The following is a 23,323-nucleotide window of genomic DNA, read 5'->3' as shown; positions in this document are numbered from 1 at the left end:
TATGGCCATTGATTTCGGTCTTGAGGGTTCGGTTGCGATCGTCACCGGCGGCGGCTCGCGTGCGTCGGGCGTCGGAAACGGCAGGGCGGCCGCGGTGCTGCTCGCGGAGGCCGGGGCGCACGTGGTCGTGGTCGACTCCGCCGCGCGGAACATGGCCGAGACGCGGAGCCTGATGGCGGAGCGGGGCAAGGACGCCCTTCTGGTGACCGCGGATGTGACCAGCCCGCAGGAGTGCGCCGATGTGGTCGCGCGGACGTGGGACACCTTCGGCAGACTCGACATCCTGGTGAACAACGTCGGCGTCGCGGGCCCGCCCGGAACCGTCGTCGACCTGGACCTGCATGCCTGGGACCAGTGTCTTGGCCTCAACCTGACGTCGATGATGCTGATGTCCCGGGCCGCCATCCCCCGCATGCGCACGGGCGGCGGGGGATCGATCGTCAACATGTCCTCCGCGGTCGCTCTCGTCGGCGGCCACCCGGAGGTGGCCTACCCCACGACGAAAGCAGCGGTCATCGGACTCACCAAGACCATGGCCGCGCACCACGGTCCCGAGGGGATCCGTGTGAACGCGATCGCTCCCGGTTACGTCTACACCCCGATGGTCCACTCCCAGGGAGTGGACGACGGCGCCCGCGAACAGCGACGGCAGGCGGCGCCGCTGGGGATCGAGGGCACGGGCTGGGACGTCGGTGACGCCGTGCTGTTCCTGGCCGGCCCGCGGTCGCGATGGATCACGGGTGCCGTGCTTCCCGTCGATGCCGGACTCACCGCGACGCTCGGCTTAGGTGGCGCCCCCTCGGTGACCTCGGTGCCCGGCCCGCTCACGGCGCCCGAGGTGTGATCCCGCTCCGGCGCGGCCCCGCGGATCGCGCCGCGGTGACACGCCGCCAGGGGCCTGCCGCCGCGCGTCTGTCATGGCGCGTCTGTCATGGCGCGTCGTTCCCGGCCAAGCGGTCGCCCGGTGCGTCGCTTTCACGGCGATAGCCGGTCAGCCGGGCGCTGAAGACGAGGTTGTCCCCCTGATGTCCGGTGACGTGGACGCTGCGCATGCCCGCTCGTGCGGGCGCCACCGTCACCGCCTCTATCCAGCACGGTGAGTCGAATTCAGCGTACTGGTGGAACTCGGTGCTGACCTGGACAGGCTCGAACGTGTCGCCCTTCAGCTCGCAGGCCGCCTGCCGTGCCGCCTCGATCAACACCATTCCCGGTACGTGATCGCCACCGTGCTCGAACAGGATGGGGTGGCTCCGGTCCGGGCTGAGCAGCCAGCGGCCGTCCTGGTCGGTGGGTGACAGGACGACATCGACGGCGGCCGAGCGGCCCACCCGTCGCGGGTCGACGATGCGGGGGCGGGGTGTCGGCGCGGTGCCGGTATCGACGCGTCCCGCTCCGCGCAGCCGGTTGTAGGCGGCAGGGGCGATGCAGGTGAAGTGCCCGCTGCCGGAGGCCGCGGGGCGTCCGTCGCGCTCGATGGTGATCGCCATGGCGAACTGCGTGACGCGGCTGCCCCTCCACTTCACGTCGGTGCAGATGGCCTGGAGTGTCAGTTCACTGGGGCCGGTGCCTATGTCCAGGTTGTCGGGGGACACGGAGTACTCCATGTCGCGCAGCAGGAACTGGTGCCCCAGGGGCACGCCGAACTCCGAGTGAGCCAGCAGCAGCCCGACTTGGCGTATGGTCTCCGCCGCCTGCGTGGGGTCGTGGCGCTTGCCCTCCGCGTCGGTGAAGAAGGTGTGGGCACGCGGCCACTGCCCCGTGAGTGCGAAGCGGTCGCCGTCCAGGCGGCGGCATCCGGTGAGGAACACCTCGGCGTGCGCGGCACGGTGCACGTACTCCCGGGGCACCGTGGTGGTGAGTTTCGGCAGGTCCTGGGCGGCCCGCAGAACGGGAGTGTCGGTGTGCTCTTGCTGGCGGACGAGCAGGGCCATGGATTTCCCTCTTCTCGGCAGAATGGGCACGGTGAGCTTGGTGCGAAAGGGTGGCACAAAATATACGGGTCCACCGGTTTATTTATCGAACCCTTAGTGTGGTTGAACGCTCACCGTCACATTTCCCCGATACTGCTCCCTGCATATGCCATGCAATTTGCTTGTTTCCAAGTTGCTTGCACTGTTTGTCATGGGTCGTTTTCGGTCGTGCGGGATTCCGTACGACACCGCGAGCGCCCACTCGATCGGTTCAGGAGCCCGCAGCGCTCAGGCCTTGCCGGCTGACCGCGATCCGCGGGAGCATCACGGACCAGAAGCGCGTCTGCACACGTCGCGAGACCCAGGTCGGATCCCGTCTGCTGAGTATCTGGAAACCAACCGTGCACGCGAACACGACGCTCGCCACCTGGTCGGCCGACACCTCCTGCCGCAGCTCCCCCGCCTCGTCCGCCTTTTCGAGCGTCGCGCTGATCCACACGTGCCAGAGACGGCGCACCTCTCCGATGTCCTTCGGGGACCCGGGGTCGCCCTCGAGGTCGAATCCGGCCCGCAACACCACGTCTTCTCTCAGCTGCAGTGTCAGTTCATGCCCCGCGTCGACCAGAAGCTGCAGCGCGTCGCCGGACCGCATCCGCGTCTCGCACAGCTCCACGAGCTCGTGAAGTCGCTGCGCCGCGGCTGTCATGACCGCGGAGGCGAGCGCCGCTTTGGTCGGGAAATGGAAGTGCAGAGCTCCGCTGGTGACGCCGGCGTGGCGGCTGATGTCCAGCAGTGAGGCAGGACCGTAGCCCGCCCGGCTGAAGCCGTCCGCGGCAGCGGTGACCAGCGCTCTGCGGGTACGCACGGCACGTTCCTGCTTGACCATCGGGGCACTCCGTAGTTCCGAGCCGCACCATGGCCCGCACACGCGGAACACGGGCATGGCATCACCACCAGAGCGGCTCCGTCCCTGATGCAGAACTCGCTCACCAGCAAGTTCCCAGGTTACAAACCGCATTGGCGGTTTACTAATGAGTGCGAAGTGCGTGGCCGCGTGCCGGTGGGCGGGCCGATTCCCTCACGCCGACTGGGAGCGCACGGAAGGGTGCAGAGCCCGGATGGCCTTCTCCACACGGGCGCCGCGGCACTCGGTGACGTCCAGTTCGGCCATGACGCCCGGGGCGGCGATTCCCGCCAGCAGAACGCGGTAGAGGGCGACCACGCGTTCATTCAGGTCCGCTCGCCCCGACAGCGCGTGGGACATGAGCTGCGTCCCGGCGAATGCCCCGACGAACACCTCGGAGAGCTCACCTGGATCGATGTGAGGCTGCAACTCTCCAGCGGACTTGGCCAGTTGGAGCAGCCGCAGACTCTCCTCGGCCCAGTCCAGGAACGGCACGTTGCGTTCCAGTCTGTCCTGTCCGACCTGTTCGAGGGCGAGCCGGACACCACCCCGGAGCACGGGGTCACGCACCATCAGATAGGCGAGCAACAAGCCCCGGTCGGCGGCCTCCTGCAGCTTCAGCCTCTGCGGCGGAACAGCGGGGACCTGCGCATTCTCGTGCAGCACCTCACTCGCGAGCTGCTCCTTGGAGGTGAAGTGGAAGTACAGTGCGCCCTTGGTGACGCCGGCACGCCGCAGGATCTGCGACATCGTCGCGGCCTCGTAGCCGAAGTCGTCGAATACCTCGGCCGCGGCGGTCAGGATCGCGCGTCGGGTCCGGAGTGCCCGCTCCTGTTGCGCCAAGGCACATCTCCCTCTTAGGTCTCCGCCCCCGAACAAACAAACCGTCGAGTTCGTATGCTAACAGCGTTCCGTGCCCGCGCCGGTGACCTCGGGCAGCAGAGACCGCTCGGATTCGACGCGACCGAAAGACGCGTCCGCCGAAGAGTTCCCTCCTGGACGCCGGACGCGTGGGTGTGTGGGGTGGCAGGGGCCGGCTGGTTCACACCGCCCGGCCCCGGCGTACGCCGCCGCCGTGCTCGAGCCCGTCGGCGAAGGTGAGCCAGCGCTCCCCGCAGCGTCGTGCGGCCCGCGCGATGTCGGCGTGCCGGTGTTCTGGCACCGCGCTCACCAGCCACCGCCACTTCTCGTTGTCGAGCGCGTTGGTCGAAAGGAGCTGCAGAAGCACCCTGCCCGCCTCGGAGAAGCGCAGCGAGGGGTCCTTGCGGAGCTTCGCGAAGCGTTCCGCGTCCGAGACTTCGGCCGGCTCCAGCCGGGCGCGTCCGCCACGCTCCGCCTCGTCCGCCTCCGCCCGTCCGCGCACGGTGCGCTGCTCCGGAAGTACGTTGTCCTTCGCGGCATCACGCAGCTTCGGCAGCACCGGGTCCTTGCCGTCACGGATGCGCAGCCGGACGTCCCGGGCGGTGGCCAGAGCGATGCCCGCCTCATGGGCGATCTCACGCAGCGAGGCGTTCGGGCGTTCGGCGATGATCTGGCCCGCACGCTGCCGGCCTGCAGCGCTGTTGACCGGGCGGGAACGGCCATCACGTCCGGTTCGCGTGTTCAATTGATCGCCTTGCCCGGTTGAACGCCTGCGCAGCGTGGAGACGGTGGCGGGCGCGAGGCCGGTCACTTCCGCTATGCGCCGGTCCGACCAGTGCGCGTGGGTGCCGATGATGCGCTCGGCGGCCGCGACCCGGTCCCTGCGCGACAACGGCATGCCGTGCTCGGCATTGAGCTGGACGGCCAGTATGAAGGCGTCCTCGGTCGAGCCCTCCACGTACCGGACCTCGATGTGGTCCTCGCCCCGCTGAACTGCCGCCTGGAGTCGGTGCAGGCCGTCGATGAGCCGCATGGTCGGCCGGTGGACCACGATGGGCGGCAGCGCCTTCTCCGTCTGCGCCAGCACCTCGACGTGCTCCGCGTCCTTCCCCGCGACACGTGGCGAGTCCGTGGTCACCAGGTTTGCGATGGGCACCAGTTCCGTCATCGGCAGGCGAGTGGCGCCAGATGCTGGTGATGCGGGTTGGGCTGCTGCCGTCAACACGTCGAGCATGAGCGCCTCCTGGGGCATCTCCAGTTCCGGGTTCACGGCAAGACGATACCCACAAAGAAACCGACCGCCCTGTTTTTACTAGTCGGGCTCAAGCGGCACTGGAGCGGAACTCGTCCAACCGCTTCGCGGGTCGGATCACGACGCCTCGACGACACGGGACAGGTCCACCACCGCGCCGTCCACCACCGCGCCGTCCATCGCCGCACCGTTCAAGGCCGAGACCGGTTCGACGCGGCCAAGTACGTCGGTATACCGCTCGATCAGTGCGCTCAGCGGGGCACCGGGATGGGCCGCGAGCCACTGGGCGACGATGCGCAGCGGCAGCGGGAGCCCCCCGCACAGCGCCACCAGCCGCTCGGCGGCCGGGTTCCGCTCTTCCAGCCGCCCCCCGCTGAGCAGGGCCAGCAGCCGCGCGCCCTCCCCGACGGTCAGCGGCCCGATCGTGTCCAGGTACGCGCCCTCGTCCGTCGCGAGCCCGCCGAGGTGCTGCCGGCTCGTGGCCAGGACACCGGACGAACCTCGCGGGATGAGCGGCCGCACCTGCTCGGCACTGTGCGCGTCGTCCAGCACCACCAGCATCCGCTGGCCGTGCAGCAGACTCCGGTAGAGGGCAGTGCGGGCGGCCGAATCCGGCGGCACCCGTGCGCCGTCCACGCCCAGGCTGCCCAGGAGTTGCGCCAGGGCGTCCGCGGCGCTCGCCGGGCCCCCCTCCAGGTCGGCGCCCCGAAGGTCCACGTACAACTGTCCGTCGGGGAAGCAGTCGACCAGGCGGTGTGCCAGTTGCAGCACGAGCGCCGTCTTGCCCACGCCTGGCGCGCCGCCGACCACCACGGCCGGCGTCGTCGGGCCACCGCGGGCGCTCTCGCCCCGCACTGCCTGCTCCAGCCGCGCCAGTTCCTCGGTGCGGCCGACGAACCCGCGTGGCAGGGACGGGAGTTGGACCGGTCTGGGTGTGCCGCGCAGCAGCCGCCCGGGGTGCGCGGCACGCGGAGAGCCGGTGTCGCCGCCGGGCGCGAGGAGTTCGGGGTGCCCGGACAGGATCTGCTCGTGGAGCGTGCGCAGGTCGACACCGGGCTCTATGCCGAGTTCCCGGATCAGCAGATCCCGGATCTCCTCGTACATCCACAGCGCGTGGGCCCGGCGCCCGCTGCGGTAGAGCGCGAGGATCAGCAGCCAGCGCAGCCTCTCGCGCAGCGGTTCCTCGGACACCGTTCCCGGCAGTTCGGTGACCAGCTCGGCGTGGTGACCGGCCGCCAGCATGTCGGCGGCCCGCTCCTCCACGGCCGTCAGCCGCAGGTCCCGCAGCCGGTCGCGCTCCACCGCGGCGAAGGGGCCGGGGATCCTGAACAGCGCCTCGCCGTGCCAGTACGCCAGGGTCTGCTCGTACAGCCGCAGCGTGGCATCGACGTCACCCCGACCGCGTGATCTGCGCGCTTCACCCAGAGTCCGGGTGAAGCGCGTGACATCCACGTCCGCGGGGTCCACCCGCAGGCAGTACCCGCCGGACTCGGAGGTGAGCACCGTGCCGCCCGCCCGCCCGGCCCGTCCGGGCTCCAGCACCCGGCGCAGCCCTGCCACATAGGTGTGCACACCGTTCACGGCCGTCTGCGGGACGTCGCTGCCCCACACCGCGTCCACGATGTTCTCCACGCCCATGATGTCGCCCGGCCGACTCGCCAGCAGGCTCAGTACCGCCCGCTGCTTGGGCGGACCCAGCGCCATCTCCGCCCCGTCGCGCCAGGCACGTACCGGCCCGAGGAGCTGAATGCGCAAGGCCGCTCCCGTGGTCGCCATGGATCACCGCCTCCTGACGTACCAGTCCGCACGGTTGCGGGCCGGCTCCGGGAGCTGATCCGTGCCGGCGACGACGTTGGTGCCGTCACCGGTTCCCGGGGTCAACGTGGTACTGCCGAGCCGGGGGTTGATGGTGCCCGGCCGGTCGGCGAGCAGTGGGCCGGACCCGTTCCGAAAGGCGGGGTTGCCGGTGAGGGCCGCCTGGTGGTCCATGCGCCCGAGAAGTTCCAGGGACCCGTTGCGGTGGCGCTGCACCAGGTCGCCGGTGCGGTACATGCGCTCGCCGCGGCGGAAGGGGTGCGGCACGAACACGCGCCCGGTCTCCGCGGGCCGGTTCAGATAGCCGCGCGCCAACGCCACCCCGGACACGCACAGCTCGCCCGGGACGCCGGCCGGCGCGAGGGCGCCGTCCTCGTCCAGGACGTGGAGGGTGACGCCTGCGATCGGGGCGCCCAGGGGGACGGTGTGCACCGCGGCGAGGTCGACGAGGGACAGGTCCTGCGCCGAGACACAGATCGTCGTCTCCGCGGGACCGTACAGATGGATGCCTGTGGTGCAGCGGTCGCGGATCCAGGCGGCCAGGTCGGCGGGCAGTGCCTGGCCGCCGCTCAGGGCGGTGAAGGCGCCGGACGGACACCACTCGCCCTCCCGCAGGATCTGCCAGGTGACGGGCGGGGCCTGCAGGACGGTGGTGCCGCTGTCCTCGATGATCCGGCCCAGTCGCCCCGCGTCGGCCAGGGCGTCCTGGGGCGCCAGGCAGATGCCGGCGCCGCTCAGCAGGGGCACCAGATAGTCGGTCAACGACGCGCCGAGCGCCGGGCTGACGACGTTGGTGACCACGTCTCCGGGGCCGAGCCGCAGCATCTCCGCGATCCGCAGGGTGCAGTTGAGCAGCGACCGGTGGGTGACCTGAACGCCTTTGGGGCGGCCGGGCGAACCCGGCGTATAGACGATGTACGCGAGGTCACCGACGGCCGGACGCACCGACGCGGCACGGGGGCGGCGGCCCGTGTGCCGCAGCGGTGCGTCCAGTGCGATGACGTGAGGGCCCATCGGACCCATTCGACCGATTCGACCCATTGCGGCGAAAGGCTCGCCGAGACCGGAGTGGGTCAGCAGGACGGTGCTGCCGCAGTCGCGCAGGATGTACTCGGTCCGCTCGGCGGGAAACGCCGGATCCAGCGGTACGTAGACGGCCCCGGCCAGCCAGACGCCGAGCAGCGCGGCGACCGTGTCGGTCGTCCGGGGCAGCAGGACGGACACGACGTGCCCGCGCCGCACCCCGGCGTCCGCCAGTTCCCCGGCTATCGCTTCGGCGCGCTCCCACAGCGCGGTGCAGGAAAGTCCCTCCGCGCCACCGCGGTTGACCGCCTCGGTGCCGCGATACGACGCAAGCCGGTCGCCGATGACGTCGAGGACCGTCGCGGCGATGCCGGCACCGCTCCCGCCGCACCGGGACGTCCTGCCTTCACTCACCTTGACCGAGGTAGCCATGTCGAACCCAATCCTGAATGCGTCGCAGGGGTCGGGGAGCCGTACGAGTCGATTCACCGAGCCGGCGCGCATTCAGCAGGAAATCGCCCTGCGCGGCGCGGTCCCCCGGGATTAACAAACCGGTTCGGCGCTATGTTTTTGCCGCCGTGTCTCTGTAAAGTGCGCACCCATTAGAAACACACACCACGTGGCTTCAACCAGCCCCCTCGCACGGGCCGTAAGAGGGCGGACGTTCAACTGCTTCTTCATGAGCAGTTGAACGTCCATGGGATTCAACAGAGCGCGAGTCAGGGGGAGTTGTCATCCATCCCGGCACCCGGTTTTCTTTCTGTTGGTCAGATCCAGCGCGAGTCCCGTGCGATGCGCAACGCGTCGATTCGGTTGCGTGCCCCCAGCTTTGTCACCATGGAGGAGAGGTAGTTGCGCACGGTGCCTTGCGAGAGATGCATCCGGGCCGCTATCTCGGGGACCGTGTCCCCCCGGGCGACGTGCTCGAGCACGGAGAACTCGCGCGCGCTGAGCGGGCAGTCGCTGTTGCTCAGCGCCGCCACGGTCAGCTCCGCGTCGAAGACCCTCTCGCCCTGATGCACGCGGTGGATGGCATCGACGAACTGGCGTGGTGACACGCTGCGCTCGACGATGCCGGCGATGCCGCCCGCGAAGGCCTGGCGGACGATCGACCGCGTCACCGCCGTGGCCAGCAGCATGCTCCGACAGCCCAGATTCGCGATCTTCTCGGCGACAGAGACCGCGTCGCTGTCCTCACCCTCGAAGCTGATGACCGCCACATCCGGCCGATAGGTCTCGGCGAACTGCAGCGCGGCAAAGTTGCTTTCCACCGGGCCGACGACGCGGACTTCCTCGTCCCGGTCGAGCAGTGCGGCCAGCGCGAAGCCGGACAGATGCAGGTCATCAGACACCAGAACATCGATTCCCATGCAAGCCCCCTGAGTAGTTCCTCGGACAACTCGTCATTGTGGGCAGCGCGACTGGGTGAACTCTGCATGCCGTCTATAGAGACGCCTGGATTCCTTTCGGCAAGGCACGAAAACGGCCCCTGTTCACGATCGGGGCGGGGAAGAACCCGATCGCCAGGGGCCGCGTTCACCGTATTCATCGAGCAAGTACCGGACGAGTGGCGCTCGCTGGTCGTCACGTCACGACTTCTGCGCTCCCGCGGCGGTGGTTTGGCCGGGCCGTGGCAGGACGAAGACCGCGATGAGGACGGCGCAGACGAGGAGGCCGGCGCCTGCGAACATGCCGAGCGCGTACCCGTCGGTGAGGCTGGCGGGCGTGACCACTTCTCCGGTGCGGGCATTGGCCGCGGTTCCGAGGGCAGCGAGGCCCAGCGAGGCACCGATCTGGCGTGTGCTGTTCAGCACGCCGGAGGCGGCACCCGCCTCGTGGGGCGCGACGCCACCGGTGGCGATGGAGACAGCCGGCGCGAGGCACAGCCCGATGCCGACACTGGCGAGGATCGACGGACCGAGGGCGTCGACCAGGAACGAACCGTCCGCGCGGAACAGGCCGAACCAGGCGAAGCCCAGCGCGGCCAGCGTGCCGCCGGTGATCAGGACGGACCGCGGGGCGAACTTGTAGCCCAGCTTCACCGCGAGGGTGGAGCCGACGACGACGCCCAGCGTGAACGGCAGGAACTCGACTCCGGTCCGGGCCGGGCTGCTGGAGAGCACCCGCTGGAGATAGAGGGAGACGAAGTACAGGGCCGAGGCCATGGCGCCGCCGAACAGGAGCGCGTAGAGGTTGGCGCCCGCCACCGAGCGGTTGGCGAGCAGGCCGAGGCGGATCAGCGGGTCACGCTTGGTGGTCCGCTCGACCTGGACGAACGCGGCCAGGAGGGCGACGGCGATCGTCAGGGTGGTCAGGGTGGTCGCCGAGGTCCACGCGTTCTGATCGGTGCGGACCACACCGAACACGAGCAGGGCCGCCCCCGAGGTGGCCAGCACGGCGCCCAGCACGTCCGGACGGCCGCGGCGCCCGGCCGGGCCGTCCTGGGCGATGCCGCGCCAGGCCAGGGCCAGCGCGAGGGCGGCGATCGGCAGGTTGATGTACATCACCCACTGCCAGCCCGCGTACTGGGTGAGCAGGCCGCCGGCCAGGACGCCGACGGCGCCGCCGGCGGCGTTCACCGCGCTCCAGATGCCGAAGGCCTTCACCCGCTCCTTGCCACCGGGGAAGGTCGAGGCCAGCAGCGCCAGCGCGGCCGGCGCCAGTGCGGCGGCACCGACGCCCTGCGCGGCACGGGCGGCCACCAGCTGGCCGGGGGCCTGCGCGAGGCCGCCGACGAGCGAGGCGAGGCCGAACAGGCCGAGCCCGAACAGCATCACGCGCTTGTGCCCGTACCGGTCGGCGATCTTGCCGCCCAGCAGGAGCAGGCCACCGAAGGTCAGGGCGTAGGCGTGGATCACCCAGGTCAGGCCCACCTCGCTGAAGCCGAGCCCGCTGCCGATGCGAGGGAGCCCGACGTTCACCACCGTCAGGTCCAGCGACACCATGAACTGCACGACGGAGACGGCGGCGAGGGTGGTCCCCGGCCGCGCGCCGCTCGCGACGATTGTCTTCCCACTCGCTACTTGCGTACTTGCCACCGCACCCAGCCCCTCTTTGTCCGGTCGTGCCAGTCGAATTTCCGAATGCGTTCTGAAATTAGCAGCGGTGGCCGCTGGGTGTCGACCGCGCAGGTCATACACGGGGTGTCGCGGCGGGCATGATGGGGCGATGCCCCGATCGAACGAACCACGCCGGCCCGTCGGCCGCCCCCCGCTGACCTCCCGCAAGCAGATCCTGGCCGCGGCGCGTGGGCTCATCGACGAGTACGGCTGGGAGAAGCTCACGATCCGCCGGCTCTCGGCCGAGATCGGTGTCGCGCCGACGACCCTGTACTCGCATGTGCGGGCCAAGGACGACCTGCTGTTCCTGCTGATCCACGAGTACGCGGAGCAGATTCCGCATCCCGAGATGCCGAGCGAACCGCGGGAGCGGATCATCACGGCCGGCGTCGCGATCCACGACGGTCTGGCGGCGTGGCCCTGGGCGGCGGAGGTTCTCACCACCGACGGGTTCATCGCCCGGCTCGGCGACTCGTTCCTGTCGCTGGTCGAGGCGGTCCTGGCCGGAGTCGTCGACGCCGGATGCACCCCCGAGCAGTCCGTCCAGATCTTTCGCAGCATCTGGTACTACACGGTCGGCGAGATCCTGGTGCGCACGCACACCCGCCACCGCGAGATGGACGAGCGGGACCCTGCCGGCCTCAACGCCTACTTCGGCAACACCGACAGCCCGGCCCGGCTCCCGCACCTGGCCGCCATCGCCGACCGGTGGGGGGCGCTGGCCGGACAGGACACCTTCGCGCAGGGGCTTCGGGCCTTCGTCGACGGCCTGCTCGCACAGGCCCTGGAGACATCGGGAACACCGAAAACATCGGATGCGGAGCCGAACTGACCGTTCAACTGTTTTTCAATGGGCAGTTGAACGTCCGAGCACGGCCGTCGCGAGCGTAACGAATCCACTCCTCGAATTCCGCCCGCCCGCACCCCGCATGCATCCTGCACAGAATTTTATGAATTCCTCAGACATCTGTATTGGTAATTCATTTTCGCGTGCCCGCGCCCGACCCCGAGATATATCATCCAAATCCCCATCAGGACCGGGGGCCATTGATGAACCGGTGGAGGGCCAAAATGGGCAGCATGCGGGATGCGATCGACGACCTGCATCGACGCCGTGAAGCCATTGCCGCACGCTCGGTCCGGATGGCCGAGAAGCAGCATTCAAAGGGGAGGCTGACCGCTCAGGAGCGCATAGATCTCCTCATGGATCCCGGTTCCTTCGTCGAGATCGACCGGTTCGCCCGCCCCGAGTCCGAGGCGGACACGGACGGCGAGTACGGCGACGGCGTCATCACCGGATACGGGGACGTCGACGGCCGCACCGTCTGTGTCTTCAGCCAGGACGCGAGCTACAAGGGAGGCTCGCTCGGCAAGGTGCACGGCCGCCGGATCCTGAAGATCATGGAACTGGCGATGAAGTCGGGACGGCCGCTCATCGGCATCAACGACGGGGGCGGTGCCCGCATCCAGGAGGGTGTGGAGTCCCAGGCGATGTACGGGGAGATCTTCCAGCGCAACGTGCAGGCGTCGGGCCAGATCCCGCAGATCTCGCTGATCATGGGGTACTGCGCGGGCGGCGCCTCGTACTCCCCCGCGCTCACCGACTTCGTGGTCATGGTCGACCAGACCTCGCACATGTTCATCACGGGCCCCGACGTGGTGAAGACGGTCACCGGCGAGGACGTCGGCTTCGAGGACCTCGGCGGCGGCAGGACGCACAGCACGAAGTCGGGAAACGTGCACTACCTGGGCGAGGACGAGGAGGACGCCATCTCCTACGTCAGGGTGCTGCTGTCCCACCTGCCCGACAACAACGCCACCGAGGCCCCGGTCTTCGACGCCATGGACAGGACGGGCAAGCCGCTGGTCGACCGCGCGCCGCAGGACCTCGAGAAGAGGCTGAACTCGCTGATCCCGGACTCCCCCACCGAGCCGTACGACATGCACGAGGCGATCGAAGGCGTGGTGGACGACGGTGAGTTCCTGGAGGTCCAGGAGCTGTTCGCGCGCAACATCCTCGTGGGCTTCGCCCGCATCGAGGGGCGTAGCGTCGGCGTCGTCGCCAACCAGCCGCTGCACTTCGCCGGCTGCCTGGACATCGACGCCGCCGAGAAGGCGGCGCGCTTCGTGCGGACCTGCAACGCGTTCAACGTGCCGATCCTGACGTTCGTGGACGTGCCCGGTTTCCTGCCCGGCACCACCCAGGAGTGGAGCGGGATCATCCGGCGCGGCGCAAAGCTGATCTACGCCTATGCGGAGGCGACGGTCCCCATGGTCACCGTGATCACGCGCAAGGCGTACGGCGCCGGGTACGACGTGCTGGGCTCCAAGCACCTCGGCGCCGACGTCAACCTGGCCTGGCCCACCGCGGAGATCGCGATCATGGGGGCGCAGGGCGCGACGAGCATCGTGCACCGCCGCCACCTCGCACAGGTGCAGGCCGAGGGCGGCGACATCGAGGCGGTCCGCGCGGAGCTGGAGCGGGAGTACCAGGACCGCTACTGCACGCCGTACGTGGCGGCCGACCTCGGCTTCATCGACGCGGTCATCACCCCTTCGTCCACGCGCACGCACATCGCCGGGGCTCTGCGCGCGCTGCGCAACGAATCGGCTCTCGCCCCGCGGACGCTGCGGGGCAACATCCCCCTGTGATCCGCCCGGCGAGATCAATTGCTCACCCATCGATAACGCGGTCGGCCGCCATATCACGACTGTGCAATATCGAGCACAAGGCGTGAGGATTTAATATGCGGACCATCGGGGCGGCGCTGGTAGCGTGAATTTCATTCCGGCGGAGGAATTCTATCCGCGGGCATCGAACTCGGAGGAAGTGAAGAATGACCGCTCCTGTCTACATCGCGTCGGCAGCCGCCTGGATTCCGCCCGCCGAATCGGCAAGGGAAGCAGTGGCCGCAGGCAAGTACGCTGCCGAGGATTTCGAAGAGAACAAGATGGTCTGTCTGCCCGTCGTCGCGGACGAGACCTCGGTCCCCGACATGGCGGCATTCGCGGCGCGGCGCGCGCTCGACCGTGCCGCGCACGTGGCCGGCGGCCGGCTCGACGTGCTCGTACACGCGTCGGTGTATCACCAGGGCCGTGACTACTGCTGGACCTCCGCCCCCTACATCCAGCGGGAGCTGGGCGTCACCAACGCCTTCGCGGTGAACGTGCAGCAGTTGTCGAACGGCGGCATGGTCGCGATGGACCTGGCCATGTCGCAGCTCCAGGCCGGCCGCGGCACGAGCGCCATGATCACCACGTCGGACCGGTTCTGCCTGCCCGGCATGGACCGGTGGCGGGGCGCGTACGGCATCGTCGTCGGTGACGGGGCCACGGCCATGGTTCTGTCCACCGCCGGCGGTTTCGCCCGCATCCACGCCGTCGAGTCGTACACCGACGCCTCGCTGGAGCCGCTGCACCGCGGGAACCATCCCTTCACCACTGCCCCGCAGCCCAAGGTCGACGATCTGCGCGCGCCCAAGAAGTCCTACCTGGCCAAGGTCGGCAAGGAGTCGGTGATGCAGCGCGCCGAGGTGGCGCTGCAGGACATCGTCCGCTCGGTGCTCGACAAGACCGGGCACAAGCTGGACGACTTCGCCAAGATCCTGATGCCCAACATGGGGCACGGCCTGATGGACGCCCAGTTCCTCCAGCCGCTGGGCATCACGGCCGACCGCTCGCTGATGGACTGGGGCCGCTACACCGGGCACCTGGGCGCGGGCGACCTGCTCGCGGGCGTGGCACGGCTCGTGGAGAAGAAGCACGTCCATGAGGGCGATCTGGTGCTCCTGGTCAGTGCCGGCGGCGGCTACTCGCTGACTGTGGCGGTGCTGGAGATCGATTCGGTACCCGAGTGGCCCGAGGCCACCACGGACTTCGCCCTGCCCGCCGACGTCACGGAATGAGTTCGCCCATGCCTGTGCCTTCAGCACCTGTCGCGATACTCGGCACCGGGTCGTACGTCCCGGACCGTGTGGTGTCCAACACCGAGGTCGGTACGCCCGCCGGGGTCGACGACGCCTGGATCGTACGGAAGACCGCCATCCACGAGCGCCGCTGGGCCGAACCGGGGCAGGCCACCTCCGACCTGGCCACCGGCGCCGCGCGCAGAGCCCTAGAGGCCGCGGGAATCACGGCTGACCAGCTGTCCACCATCGTCGTCGCCACCTCGACCCCGGACCACAAGCAGCCGGCCACCGCGGTGTTCGTGCACCAGAACCTGGGCGGGGCCACGCCCGGCGTCTCGGCTTTCGACGTCAACGCGGTCTGCGCCGGCTTCTCCTTCGCCCTGGACGTGGCCCACGGGATCATCGCCAAGTCCGGCGGCTACGGTCTGGTCATCGGCGCCGACCTGTACTCGCAGATCCTCGACCCGGCGGACAAGAAGACCGTGATCCTCTTCGGCGACGGCGCCGGCGCCGCGGTCATCGGGCCGGGCGATGGTGACCGTGCGATCCGTACAACGGCGTTCCACATGTACAGCGACATGTCCGACCTCGTCGTCGTACCGGCGGGCGGCAGCCGGCAGCCCTACGATCCGGCAGCGCACGACGCGGGTCTGCAGTACTTCTCGATGGAGGGACGCACCGTCCGGGACTTCATCATCAATACGGTGCCCGGCCTCGTGAAGCAGTTCCTGCACGACTGTGAGGTGCTGCCTGCCGACATCGCCCATGTCGTCCCGCACCAGGCCAACGGAGTCATGCTCGACGACCTGTGGTCGAAGCTCGACCTGCCGGGCGCCACGCTGCACCGCACGGTCGGCGAGTTCGGCAACGTCGGTTCCGCGTCGGTCCCGCTCACCCTCGACCAGGCGGCCCGCTCCGGGGCGCTGCGCCGGGGCGATCGCGTCCTGATGCTCGGCATGGGCGGCGGGTTCGCCGTCTCCCTCACGCTGATCGACTGGTGACCGCGGAGTCGCTGGAGAGGAGACGGTCATGGAATACCGACGGCTCGGAGCCTCCGGACTGCACGTCCCGGTACTGAGTCTGGGCGCGGCCACCTTCGGCGGCCGCGGCAGCCTGTTCAGCGCCTGGGGCGACACCGACGAGCAGCAGGCGCGGGGCATGGTCGACATCTGTCTGGACGCCGGTGTGACGATGTTCGACACCGCGGACGTGTACTCGGAGGGCAAGTCGGAGGAGTTGCTCGGTGCGGCGATCGCCGGGCGCCGGGACCGGGTGCTGCTGTCGACCAAGACGGGCACGCCCACCGGCTCCGGTCCCCATGAGATGGGTACGGGGCGGTCTCGGCTGATCAAGGCGGTCGAGGGTTCGCTGCGCAGGCTGCGCGTCGACCACATCGACCTGTTCCAGTTGCACGTCTTCGACTCCGGCACCCCGGTCGAGGAGACACTCGCGGCGCTGGACGACCTGGTCCGCTCGGGCAAGATCCGCTACGTGGGGGCGTCGAACTTCGCCGGCTGGCAGCTGATGAAATCGCTGGCCGCCGCCGACCGGCACGGATTCTCCAAGTACGTCGCGCACCAGGTCTTCTACTCGCTCGCCGGCCGTGACTACGAGTGGGAGCTCATGCCGCTCGCCCACGACCAGGGCATCGGCGCGGTGGTCTGGAGCCCGCTGGGCTGGGGCCGCCTGACCGGGAAGATCCGCCGGGGCCAGCCGCTGCCGGAGGCAAGCCGGCTGCATCGGACCGCCGCGGCCGCTCCGCCCATCGACGACGAACGGCTCTACGACCTGGTCGACGTGCTCGATGACATCGCCGCCGAGACGGACCGGACCGTTCCTCAAGTGGCTCTGAACTGGCTGCTGACCCGGCCGACAGTGGCGACGGTCATCATCGGTGCGCGCAACGAACAGCAGCTGCGGGACAACCTGGGCGCGATCGGCTGGCAGTTGGACGCCGAGCAGTTGTCCCGGCTCGACAAGGTCAGCTCGGTCACCGCGCCGTACCCGTACCACATGTACAGCCGGCTACGCGGATTCAAACCGTTGAATCCTCCGCTGGTGTGACTCAAGGAGAGCCCTCTTGGCCATGGACCGTTTCGTCCGCGCCTTGATCCAATGGCAGGCCGGCAGCCGACCCGAACCGGCGAGCGCGCTCCCTTGGCACAGCTGCGCGAGCGCTATGCCGCGCAGGCGGCGCATGTGCGCCGCGCGACCGCGCGGCATGCGGGCATCGAGACGAAGGACCAGCTGATCGACGCCGGCGACGGTGAGTTCGGCGTCCGGACGTATCTGCCGCCCACCGACCGGGGGCGTCTGGTGACGTACCTGCACGGGGGCGGCTGGACGGTCGGTGACGTCGACACGCACGACCCGGTGTGCCGTGCCATCGCCTCCGTCCTCGGCGCGGTCGTCGTCTCCGTCGACTACCGGCGCGCGCCCGAGCATCCCCACCCCGGTCCACTGCGGGACGGCATCGCCGCGTCCGAGTGGGCGGAGCGCGCCTTCCCCGGCCGCCACCATGTGATCGCCGGGGACAGCGCGGGCGGGGCCCTGGCCATGGGGATCGCCATGCACCACCGTGACCACGGCGGCATCGGTTTCGCCGCTCAGCTGCTGGTGTACCCGCCGGCCGATCCTCAGCTGCGGTCGGAGTCCGCCCGCAAGTACGGCTCGGGGTACCTCTCGCAGGTCGAGGACCTGCACTGGTACTACGACCAGTACGTGCCGGACCCGGCGCACCGCACCGATCCGGAGATCGATCTGCTCAGTGCCGATCACCGCGGGCTGCCGCCCGCGGTGATCGGCACGGCCGAGTTCGACCCGCTGCACGACGAGGGTGTCGAGCTTGCGGTGCGGCTGGCTGCCGACGGCGTCGAGGTGCACCATGTGCCCGCTCCGGGCCTGGTGCACGGATATCTCCTCATGGCCGACATCGTCCCGGCAGCCGCGGTGGCGACGAGGAATGTGCTGGCGGCGGTGGAACACATGCTGGCCTCGATGCCCATGGCGCAGTAGCCCCGACGACCTCACCCCGCTCGAAGTCCCTGCACGCATGAGGAGATCTGACCCGTGACCAGCACAGGACCGTATTCGACCGTGGACGTGCACACCTTGGCGGACGCCCTGCGATTGCGCGGCGAGAAGCAGCCCGACCGGACCGCTTATGTCTTCCTGCTCAACGGCGAGGACCCCCAGGAGACCTTGACCTACGGCCGCCTGCACGGCGATGCCCGCATGCGAGCGGCTGCGTTCGCGGCCGAGGGCCTCTCGGGAGCCAGCGCCGTGCTGCTCTACCCCTCCGGCCTGGAGTTCGTCCGGACACTGCTGGGGTGCATGTACGCGCGCATGGCCAGCGCTCCGGTGCAGGTGCCCCGGCGGCGCGAGGAGGTCGAGCGGCTGCGCCGGATCGCCGACGACGCCGGGACCTCGACCGTCCTGACCACCGCGGAGGTCGCGCGCGAGATGCGTGAACGCTTCGGTGACATGGCGGAGTTGAGCGGTCTGAGGCTCATCGCCACCGACGCGCTGCACTATGACCCGGACGCCGTCGGGCCGACCCTTCCGGGCCCCGAGGACATCGCGCTGCTGCAGTACACGTCCGGCTCCACCGGCGACCCCAAGGGCGTCATGGTCACTCACGCCAACTTCCTTGCCAATGTGGTGGAGAGCGACGAGCTGTGGCCGTGCGAGCCGGGCGGCACCGTCGTCAACTGGCTGCCGCTCTTCCATGACATGGGCATGCTGTTCGGCGTCGTCATGCCGCTGTGGGCGGGCATACCCTCGTACCTGATGGCCCCGGAGTCATTCATCCGCCGCCCGGCCCGCTGGCTGGAGGCCCTGGCCCGGTTCGGCGGCACGCACGCCGCCGCGCCCAGCTTCGCCTACGAGTTGTGCGTACGGGCGGCCGCGGAGGGCAAGACCGCTGCCGTGGGCGATCTCTCCCGCTGGCGCGTGGCCGCCAACGGCGCCGAGCCGGTGCGCTGGACCACCCTGCGCGCGTTCACCGACGCGTTCGCGCCGCACGGCTTCGACCCGCGTGCCATGTGCCCCGGTTACGGCCTGGCGGAGAACACCCTCAAGGCCACCGGCTCCCGCCAGGACCAGGAGCCCACCGTCCTGTGGCTGTCCGCCGAGGCGCTGCGCAACGGCACCGCGCAGCCCGTCGGTGACGGCGCCGCCGACGCCGTCCCCTTGGTCGGCAGCGGCAGCGTGGTCGGCCGCACCCGGGTGGGCATCGTCGACCCCGCCACGCACCGCCTCCTGGCCGACGGGCAGGTCGGCGAGATCTGGATCAACGGCCCCTGTGTGGCGCGGGGTTACCACGGGCGCGCCGAGGCGACCGAGGAGACGTTCCAGGCCCGGGTCACCAACCCGGAGCTGTCCGGCATACCCCAGCTGCGCACCGGGGACCTCGGGTTTCTGCACGAGGGGGAACTGTTTGTGACCGGGCGCCTGAAAGACGTCATCATCCGCAAGGGACGCAACCACTATCCGCAGGACATCGAGCTCTCCGCCGAGCTGGCGATCCCGGGCGCCCATCCCAACTGCGCGGCCGCCTTCTCCAGCGAGGACGGTGAGCGTGAGCGGCTCGTCGTGCTCGTCGAGGCCGATGGCCGGCTGCTGAACTCCCTGGGCGCCGAGGAGATATGCCGGCGGGTGCACGAGGCCGTACGGGGGCGCAATCGGATCACCCCGGACGAGGTGCTCGTCGTGCGGCGCGGGACCGTGCCGAAGACCTCCAGCGGGAAAGTACAGCGCCGGGCGTGCAAGCGGCGCTACGAGAACGGCGACCTGCCCGTCGTGAGCGTGCCCGCAGCGGCGGCCGCCGGGGCGGGAACGTGATGGGCGCCCTGCGTCCGGCCGAGCGCCCGCCCGGGGCGCGCATCCTGGGTGTCGGCGTGTACCGGCCGACCCGCGTGGTGGGCAACGACGAGATCTGCGCCCGCATCGACTCCAGCGACGAGTGGATCCGCCGCCGTTGCGGGATCACTTCCCGGCGGTTCGCGGGACCGGACGAGACAGTCGTCACGATGGCCGCGGAGGCGGCCCGCAAGGCGGTGGCCCAGGCGGGCATCCAGCCCGCCGAGGTCGGCATGGTGCTGGTGGCGACCATGTCCTTCCTGGAGCAGGCGCCGGCCGCCGCGCCCCGAGTGGCCGGGCTGTTGGGCGCCCGCGGCGCAGGCAGCCTGGATGTCAGTGCCGCCTGCTCGGGCTTCTCCTACGCTCTGGGGCTGGCCGATGCGCTGGTGCGCTCCGGCGATGCGCGCCACGTCGTGGTGGTCGGCTCCGAGAAGATGAGCGACATCGTCGATCCGAGGGACCGCGGCACCGCGTTCCTCTTCGGGGACGGCGCGGGCGCGGTCGTGGTGGGCCCGTCCGGCTCCCCCGGCTTCGGCCCGGTGGTCTGGGGGGGCGGACGGCGAGCGGCACCACATGATCGCCCACGACCGCAGCTGGCTGGATGTCCGCAGCGCGCGGGCCCCGTGGCCGTATCTGCGGATGGCCGGTCCCGAGGTGTTCCGCTGGGCGACCCGGACCGTGCCGGAAATCTCCCGGCAGGCCCTCGATGAAGCGGGTGTGGAGGTCGCCGACCTCGACGCGTTCGTCCCCCACCAGGCCAATGGCCGCATCATCGACGCCGCCGCCACGTCGTTGGGCCTCGCCCCGCACACGGTCGTCGCCAAGGATGTCGTCACCGCCGGGAACACCTCGGCCGCGTCGATCCCGCTGGCCCTCGACCAGCTGATGTCCCAGGGGGCCGTCCCCAGCGGCGGCCTGGCCCTGCTCGTCGGATTCGGCGCGGGCCTGACCCACGCCGCCCAGGTCGTGGTCCTGCCCTGACGGCCTCAGCTGACGGGCACGCCACGGCGGCGGAAGGCACGGCCGGTGGTGGTGCTCGCGGCGATGCGGTTGTGGCCGAAGCGGTCCTCGCCGCTGACCAGGACCGTCCCATACCGTTCGAGGCTCGCCCGTCCGCCGTACTCCTCGACCTCCGAGGCGCCGGGGTAGACCCGTACGGACGTGGGGACATAGCGCGCCGAGAAGCCCATGCGCATCCGCCTGGTCCGGCCGCTGTGCGGGTGGGAGGCGTGCAGGAGACGCGACGAGAAGATGACGAACTGCCCGGCCCGCATGTCCACGGACACGGCCCTGGACTCGTCCGGCTGCCAGGCCGGGTCGATCTGGAGTTCGCGGTAGTCGTAGCCGAAGAAGCCGCGCCGGACCCCGTGCTTGAGCACGGAGATGTTCCGGTCGGGGTCGTAGCGCATCGGCTTGGTCTCGTCGTAGTACATGGTGCGGTGCGTGCCGGGGATGAACTGCAGGCCGCCCATGTCGGCGGTGGCGTCGCTGAACGCGCACCACACGGTGAGCGAGCCGCCCGGCTCGGATCCCTGCGGCCACTGGACCTGGGGCCGGCCGCAGGCGTTGGCGAAGGTGGCGGCCTGGTGCCAGTCCGTGCCCTCGTTCCCCGGGTACTTGGGGAAGAAGTCCGAGCGCCAGCACAGCACGTCCGGGCCGAGCACGGAGGCGACCCGGTCCACGATGTGCGGCTGGGTGATGTGGTCGGCGAGGAAGGCGTTGTCGAGGTGCCGGTCGTAGTTGGACAGGTTCGCCGTCCCCGGGCCATCGGATTCCTCCCGGTACACCGCGCCGCTGCGGTCGGTGAGGTCCTGGCGGGTTTGGGCCCACTCCCGCTCGATCTCCTCGGGTGCGTAGAGGGTGAAGGGGCCCGCGTATCCGTTGCGGTGGAACTGCGCCACCTCGTCGGCGGTGAGCCGGAAGTCGTGCTGTTGAGCGGACATGTTCCTCCTCGGTGTGGGCTCAAGACACGCTCCGGGGCCGGGCGCTCAGGCCCGTCCCCGTCTCGAGGTCATTGCGGCAGTCGTTGGCCGGCGGTGCTGTCCGCGGGCGGGGCCAGGGGGAAGGCGCCCGGCTGGCGCAGCTCGCCGATGAGCTCGTCGACGCGTTGCCTGGTGAGGTGGCGCATCGCGTACAGGTGGACGTAGGCGCGTGCGGCGCCCTGGACGTGCACGGTTTCGCTGGAAAGGGAGTAGCGGCGGACGATGTCCGCGTGCGGCTGGCGAAACCGCACCGTCAGCGACTGCGGGCTGCGGGCCACCCATAGGTCGTGGCCCAACTGCTGTTGCAGCAGCAGTAGTTGCTCATGCGTGTAGGCGGCGAGGCCGTCGCACTCGGCCGCCAGCCGGGCCTGGTCGTCGTAGGAGTGACGGGCCAGATAGTCCCACATCAGCAGCGAGGAGAAGCCGTTGCGGGAGCCCGCGAAGGTGGTGTCGGCCGCGCCGATGTACTCCGATGACCTCGGCGGGGCCATCTGCAGTCCGGTGCGGGTCATGAACACTCCGCACGCCCACGGTGTCCCCATCCATTTGTGGCCGCTCATGGTCAGTGAGTGCACGTCGGGGATCCTGAAGTCGAAAGCCGGCGGTGCCTGCTCCACCATGCCGGCGTCCCGGGCCATCTCCAGGTAGGGCGCGTAGCCGGCCCCCAGTGCCCCGTCGACGTGCAGCCAGAACCCCGACCGCTGGTCACCGTCGCTGTCCGTGCCGCGGTCGCGGTCGCGGGGGACGCTGCGGTTGTCCAGCCCGTATTCGGCGCAGATGGCGCGCACCGTGTCGGCCACCGTCTCGACGTCGTCGTACGCGCCCTTGAAGGTGGACCCGTAGTTGAGGCTGACCAGGATCGGGTAGCCACGGCTGGCGAAGAACCGCACCAGGAGGGCGAGCTGCTCGATGTCGATGGCGCCGTGCTCGGTGGAGGGCACCTCCCGCGGCCAGGGGGTTCCTGGTGCGAGGGGGTTCTCGTCGGGGTAGCGCGTGGAGCCCAGGGCGTGGAAGGTGTCGATGTCCAGCGCGCGTACGGCTTTGGTCAGCGAGTAGTGGGTGTCTTCGGAGAAGAACGCCACCGGATGGTAGGCATGCGGGCCTTCGCCGCGCCGTGCCTGCTCGAAGGCCGCCCGGTCGGGCCGGCCGGGGTGCGTGCGCAGGGGCTTGCCCGACAGGTAGTCCCGTGCGTTCCACAGGCCGTACAGGTTCCCTTCGCTGGAGCCCATGGTCAGGACGTAGCCCCAGTACGACTCGGGGTCCTGTGGATCGTGCGGCCACTTCGCGTGCCACAGTGAGGCGAAGTAGTCGAGTACGGCCCGCTCCAGGACCTTGGAGTTGAGCGTGTACGAGCTGGACTGGTAGGGGTCTCCGACGTTGTTCAGGTGCCGGTTGAGGTAGTGCCCCAGGCGTGCTTCGTAGTCGAGGGCGCTGGTGACCTGGTAGCCGGCGAAGTTGCGCGTCTGGGTGTCTATGTGGCGGCGGAACAGCTCCTCGGCTTCGGTGTACTGCTCCGGGTCCAGTCCGGTGGGCGGCAACTGCACCTTGTGGTGCGGCACTTCGGGAACGCCGATGTAGGCCGTACGGGGGTCGGAGGACGGGGGCGTGCCGTAGGGGCGGCCGCCGACGACCCGCAGGCCGCTGAAGGTCTTTTGCCACGGCGTGTCTTCGGGACCGAAGGGGATGTCTGCATGCGTCTCGGTTTCACGAGGCATTGGAGCTGGTCCTTTCACTGCGCGGCTCCCCGAT

Annotated in this window: 18 protein-coding genes and 1 pseudogene; 9 read left to right on the top strand and 10 right to left on the bottom strand. The window is 69.7% G+C overall.

Annotated elements, in window-relative coordinates:
- Position 1 precedes the first annotated feature (1 nt).
- Positions 2-844 (top strand): SDR family NAD(P)-dependent oxidoreductase, encoded by an 843-nt coding sequence (locus OG302_RS42025; protein WP_371524685.1) that lies wholly within the window; start codon positions 2-4, stop codon positions 842-844.
- Between the two features lie 85 nt (positions 845-929).
- Here the strand turns inward: OG302_RS42025 and OG302_RS42020 are convergent, their stop codons facing one another.
- The 8 genes from OG302_RS42020 to OG302_RS41985 all read right to left on the bottom strand — a co-directional run bounded on the left by OG302_RS42020 (position 930) and on the right by OG302_RS41985 (position 10,803).
- Entirely contained in the window at positions 930-1,931 is a 1,002-nt protein-coding gene (locus tag OG302_RS42020; protein WP_371524687.1) for a ScbA/BarX family gamma-butyrolactone biosynthesis protein, read from the bottom strand.
- A 250-nt stretch (positions 1,932-2,181) separates the two neighbouring features.
- Positions 2,182-2,796 (bottom strand): ScbR family autoregulator-binding transcription factor, encoded by a 615-nt coding sequence (locus tag OG302_RS42015; RefSeq protein WP_371524689.1) that lies wholly within the window; start codon positions 2,794-2,796, stop codon positions 2,182-2,184.
- A gap of 192 nt (positions 2,797-2,988) precedes the next feature.
- Entirely contained in the window at positions 2,989-3,657 is a 669-nt protein-coding gene (locus tag OG302_RS42010) for a ScbR family autoregulator-binding transcription factor (RefSeq protein WP_371524691.1), read from the bottom strand.
- A gap of 199 nt (positions 3,658-3,856) precedes the next feature.
- On the bottom strand, positions 3,857-4,945 hold the full coding sequence (locus OG302_RS42005; protein WP_371524693.1) for a ParB/RepB/Spo0J family partition protein: 1,089 nt from the start codon (positions 4,943-4,945) through the stop codon (positions 3,857-3,859).
- A gap of 99 nt (positions 4,946-5,044) precedes the next feature.
- Entirely contained in the window at positions 5,045-6,703 is a 1,659-nt protein-coding gene (locus tag OG302_RS42000; RefSeq protein WP_371524695.1) for a BTAD domain-containing putative transcriptional regulator, read from the bottom strand.
- Between the two features lie 3 nt (positions 6,704-6,706).
- Positions 6,707-8,197, bottom strand: a complete 1,491-nt coding sequence (locus OG302_RS41995; protein WP_371524697.1) for an AMP-binding protein — start codon at positions 8,195-8,197, stop codon at positions 6,707-6,709.
- A 335-nt stretch (positions 8,198-8,532) separates the two neighbouring features.
- On the bottom strand, positions 8,533-9,135 hold the full coding sequence (locus tag OG302_RS41990) for a response regulator transcription factor (RefSeq protein WP_371524699.1): 603 nt from the start codon (positions 9,133-9,135) through the stop codon (positions 8,533-8,535).
- A gap of 219 nt (positions 9,136-9,354) precedes the next feature.
- Entirely contained in the window at positions 9,355-10,803 is a 1,449-nt protein-coding gene (locus OG302_RS41985; protein ID WP_371524701.1) for an MFS transporter, read from the bottom strand.
- Positions 10,804-10,933: 130 nt separating this feature from the next.
- Here OG302_RS41985 and OG302_RS41980 point away from each other — a divergent pair, with 130 nt between their 5' ends.
- From OG302_RS41980 to OG302_RS41945, 8 genes and pseudogenes are all read left to right on the top strand, one after another.
- Positions 10,934-11,656, top strand: coding sequence for a TetR/AcrR family transcriptional regulator (locus OG302_RS41980; protein ID WP_371524703.1), 723 nt, complete (start codon positions 10,934-10,936; stop codon positions 11,654-11,656).
- A gap of 218 nt (positions 11,657-11,874) precedes the next feature.
- Complete coding sequence (locus OG302_RS41975; protein WP_371524705.1) at positions 11,875-13,476, top strand: acyl-CoA carboxylase subunit beta; 1,602 nt, start codon at positions 11,875-11,877, stop codon at positions 13,474-13,476.
- A gap of 185 nt (positions 13,477-13,661) precedes the next feature.
- On the top strand, positions 13,662-14,729 hold the full coding sequence (locus tag OG302_RS41970) for a ketoacyl-ACP synthase III family protein (protein ID WP_371524707.1): 1,068 nt from the start codon (positions 13,662-13,664) through the stop codon (positions 14,727-14,729).
- Positions 14,730-14,737: 8 nt separating this feature from the next.
- On the top strand, positions 14,738-15,733 hold the full coding sequence (locus OG302_RS41965; protein ID WP_371524709.1) for a 3-oxoacyl-ACP synthase III family protein: 996 nt from the start codon (positions 14,738-14,740) through the stop codon (positions 15,731-15,733).
- Between the two features lie 28 nt (positions 15,734-15,761).
- Positions 15,762-16,796, top strand: coding sequence for an aldo/keto reductase (locus OG302_RS41960; RefSeq protein ID WP_371524711.1), 1,035 nt, complete (start codon positions 15,762-15,764; stop codon positions 16,794-16,796).
- Between the two features lie 93 nt (positions 16,797-16,889).
- Complete coding sequence (locus OG302_RS41955) at positions 16,890-17,747, top strand: alpha/beta hydrolase (protein ID WP_371749976.1); 858 nt, start codon at positions 16,890-16,892, stop codon at positions 17,745-17,747.
- 54 nt (positions 17,748-17,801) lie between these two features.
- Positions 17,802-19,574, top strand: coding sequence for a fatty acyl-AMP ligase (locus OG302_RS41950; protein WP_371524715.1), 1,773 nt, complete (start codon positions 17,802-17,804; stop codon positions 19,572-19,574).
- Positions 19,574-20,573 (top strand): annotated as a pseudogene (locus OG302_RS41945) (beta-ketoacyl-ACP synthase III). Before OG302_RS41950 ends, OG302_RS41945 begins: the two are co-directional and overlap by 1 nt.
- A gap of 5 nt (positions 20,574-20,578) precedes the next feature.
- Here the strand turns inward: OG302_RS41945 and OG302_RS41940 are convergent.
- The gene (locus OG302_RS41940; protein ID WP_371524717.1) at positions 20,579-21,535 is read right to left on the bottom strand and encodes a chlorinating enzyme; all 957 of its coding nucleotides are present in this window, start codon (positions 21,533-21,535) and stop codon (positions 20,579-20,581) included.
- A gap of 68 nt (positions 21,536-21,603) precedes the next feature.
- Positions 21,604-23,289 (bottom strand): pyridoxal-dependent decarboxylase, encoded by a 1,686-nt coding sequence (locus OG302_RS41935; RefSeq protein WP_371524719.1) that lies wholly within the window; start codon positions 23,287-23,289, stop codon positions 21,604-21,606.
- Positions 23,290-23,323 lie beyond the last annotated feature (34 nt).

Origin of the sequence: Streptomyces sp. NBC_01283 (genome assembly GCF_041435335.1) — a bacterium.
In the GTDB taxonomy this organism is placed as follows: domain Bacteria; phylum Actinomycetota; class Actinomycetes; order Streptomycetales; family Streptomycetaceae; genus Streptomyces.
This window is presented reverse-complemented; position numbering and strand designations above follow the sequence as displayed.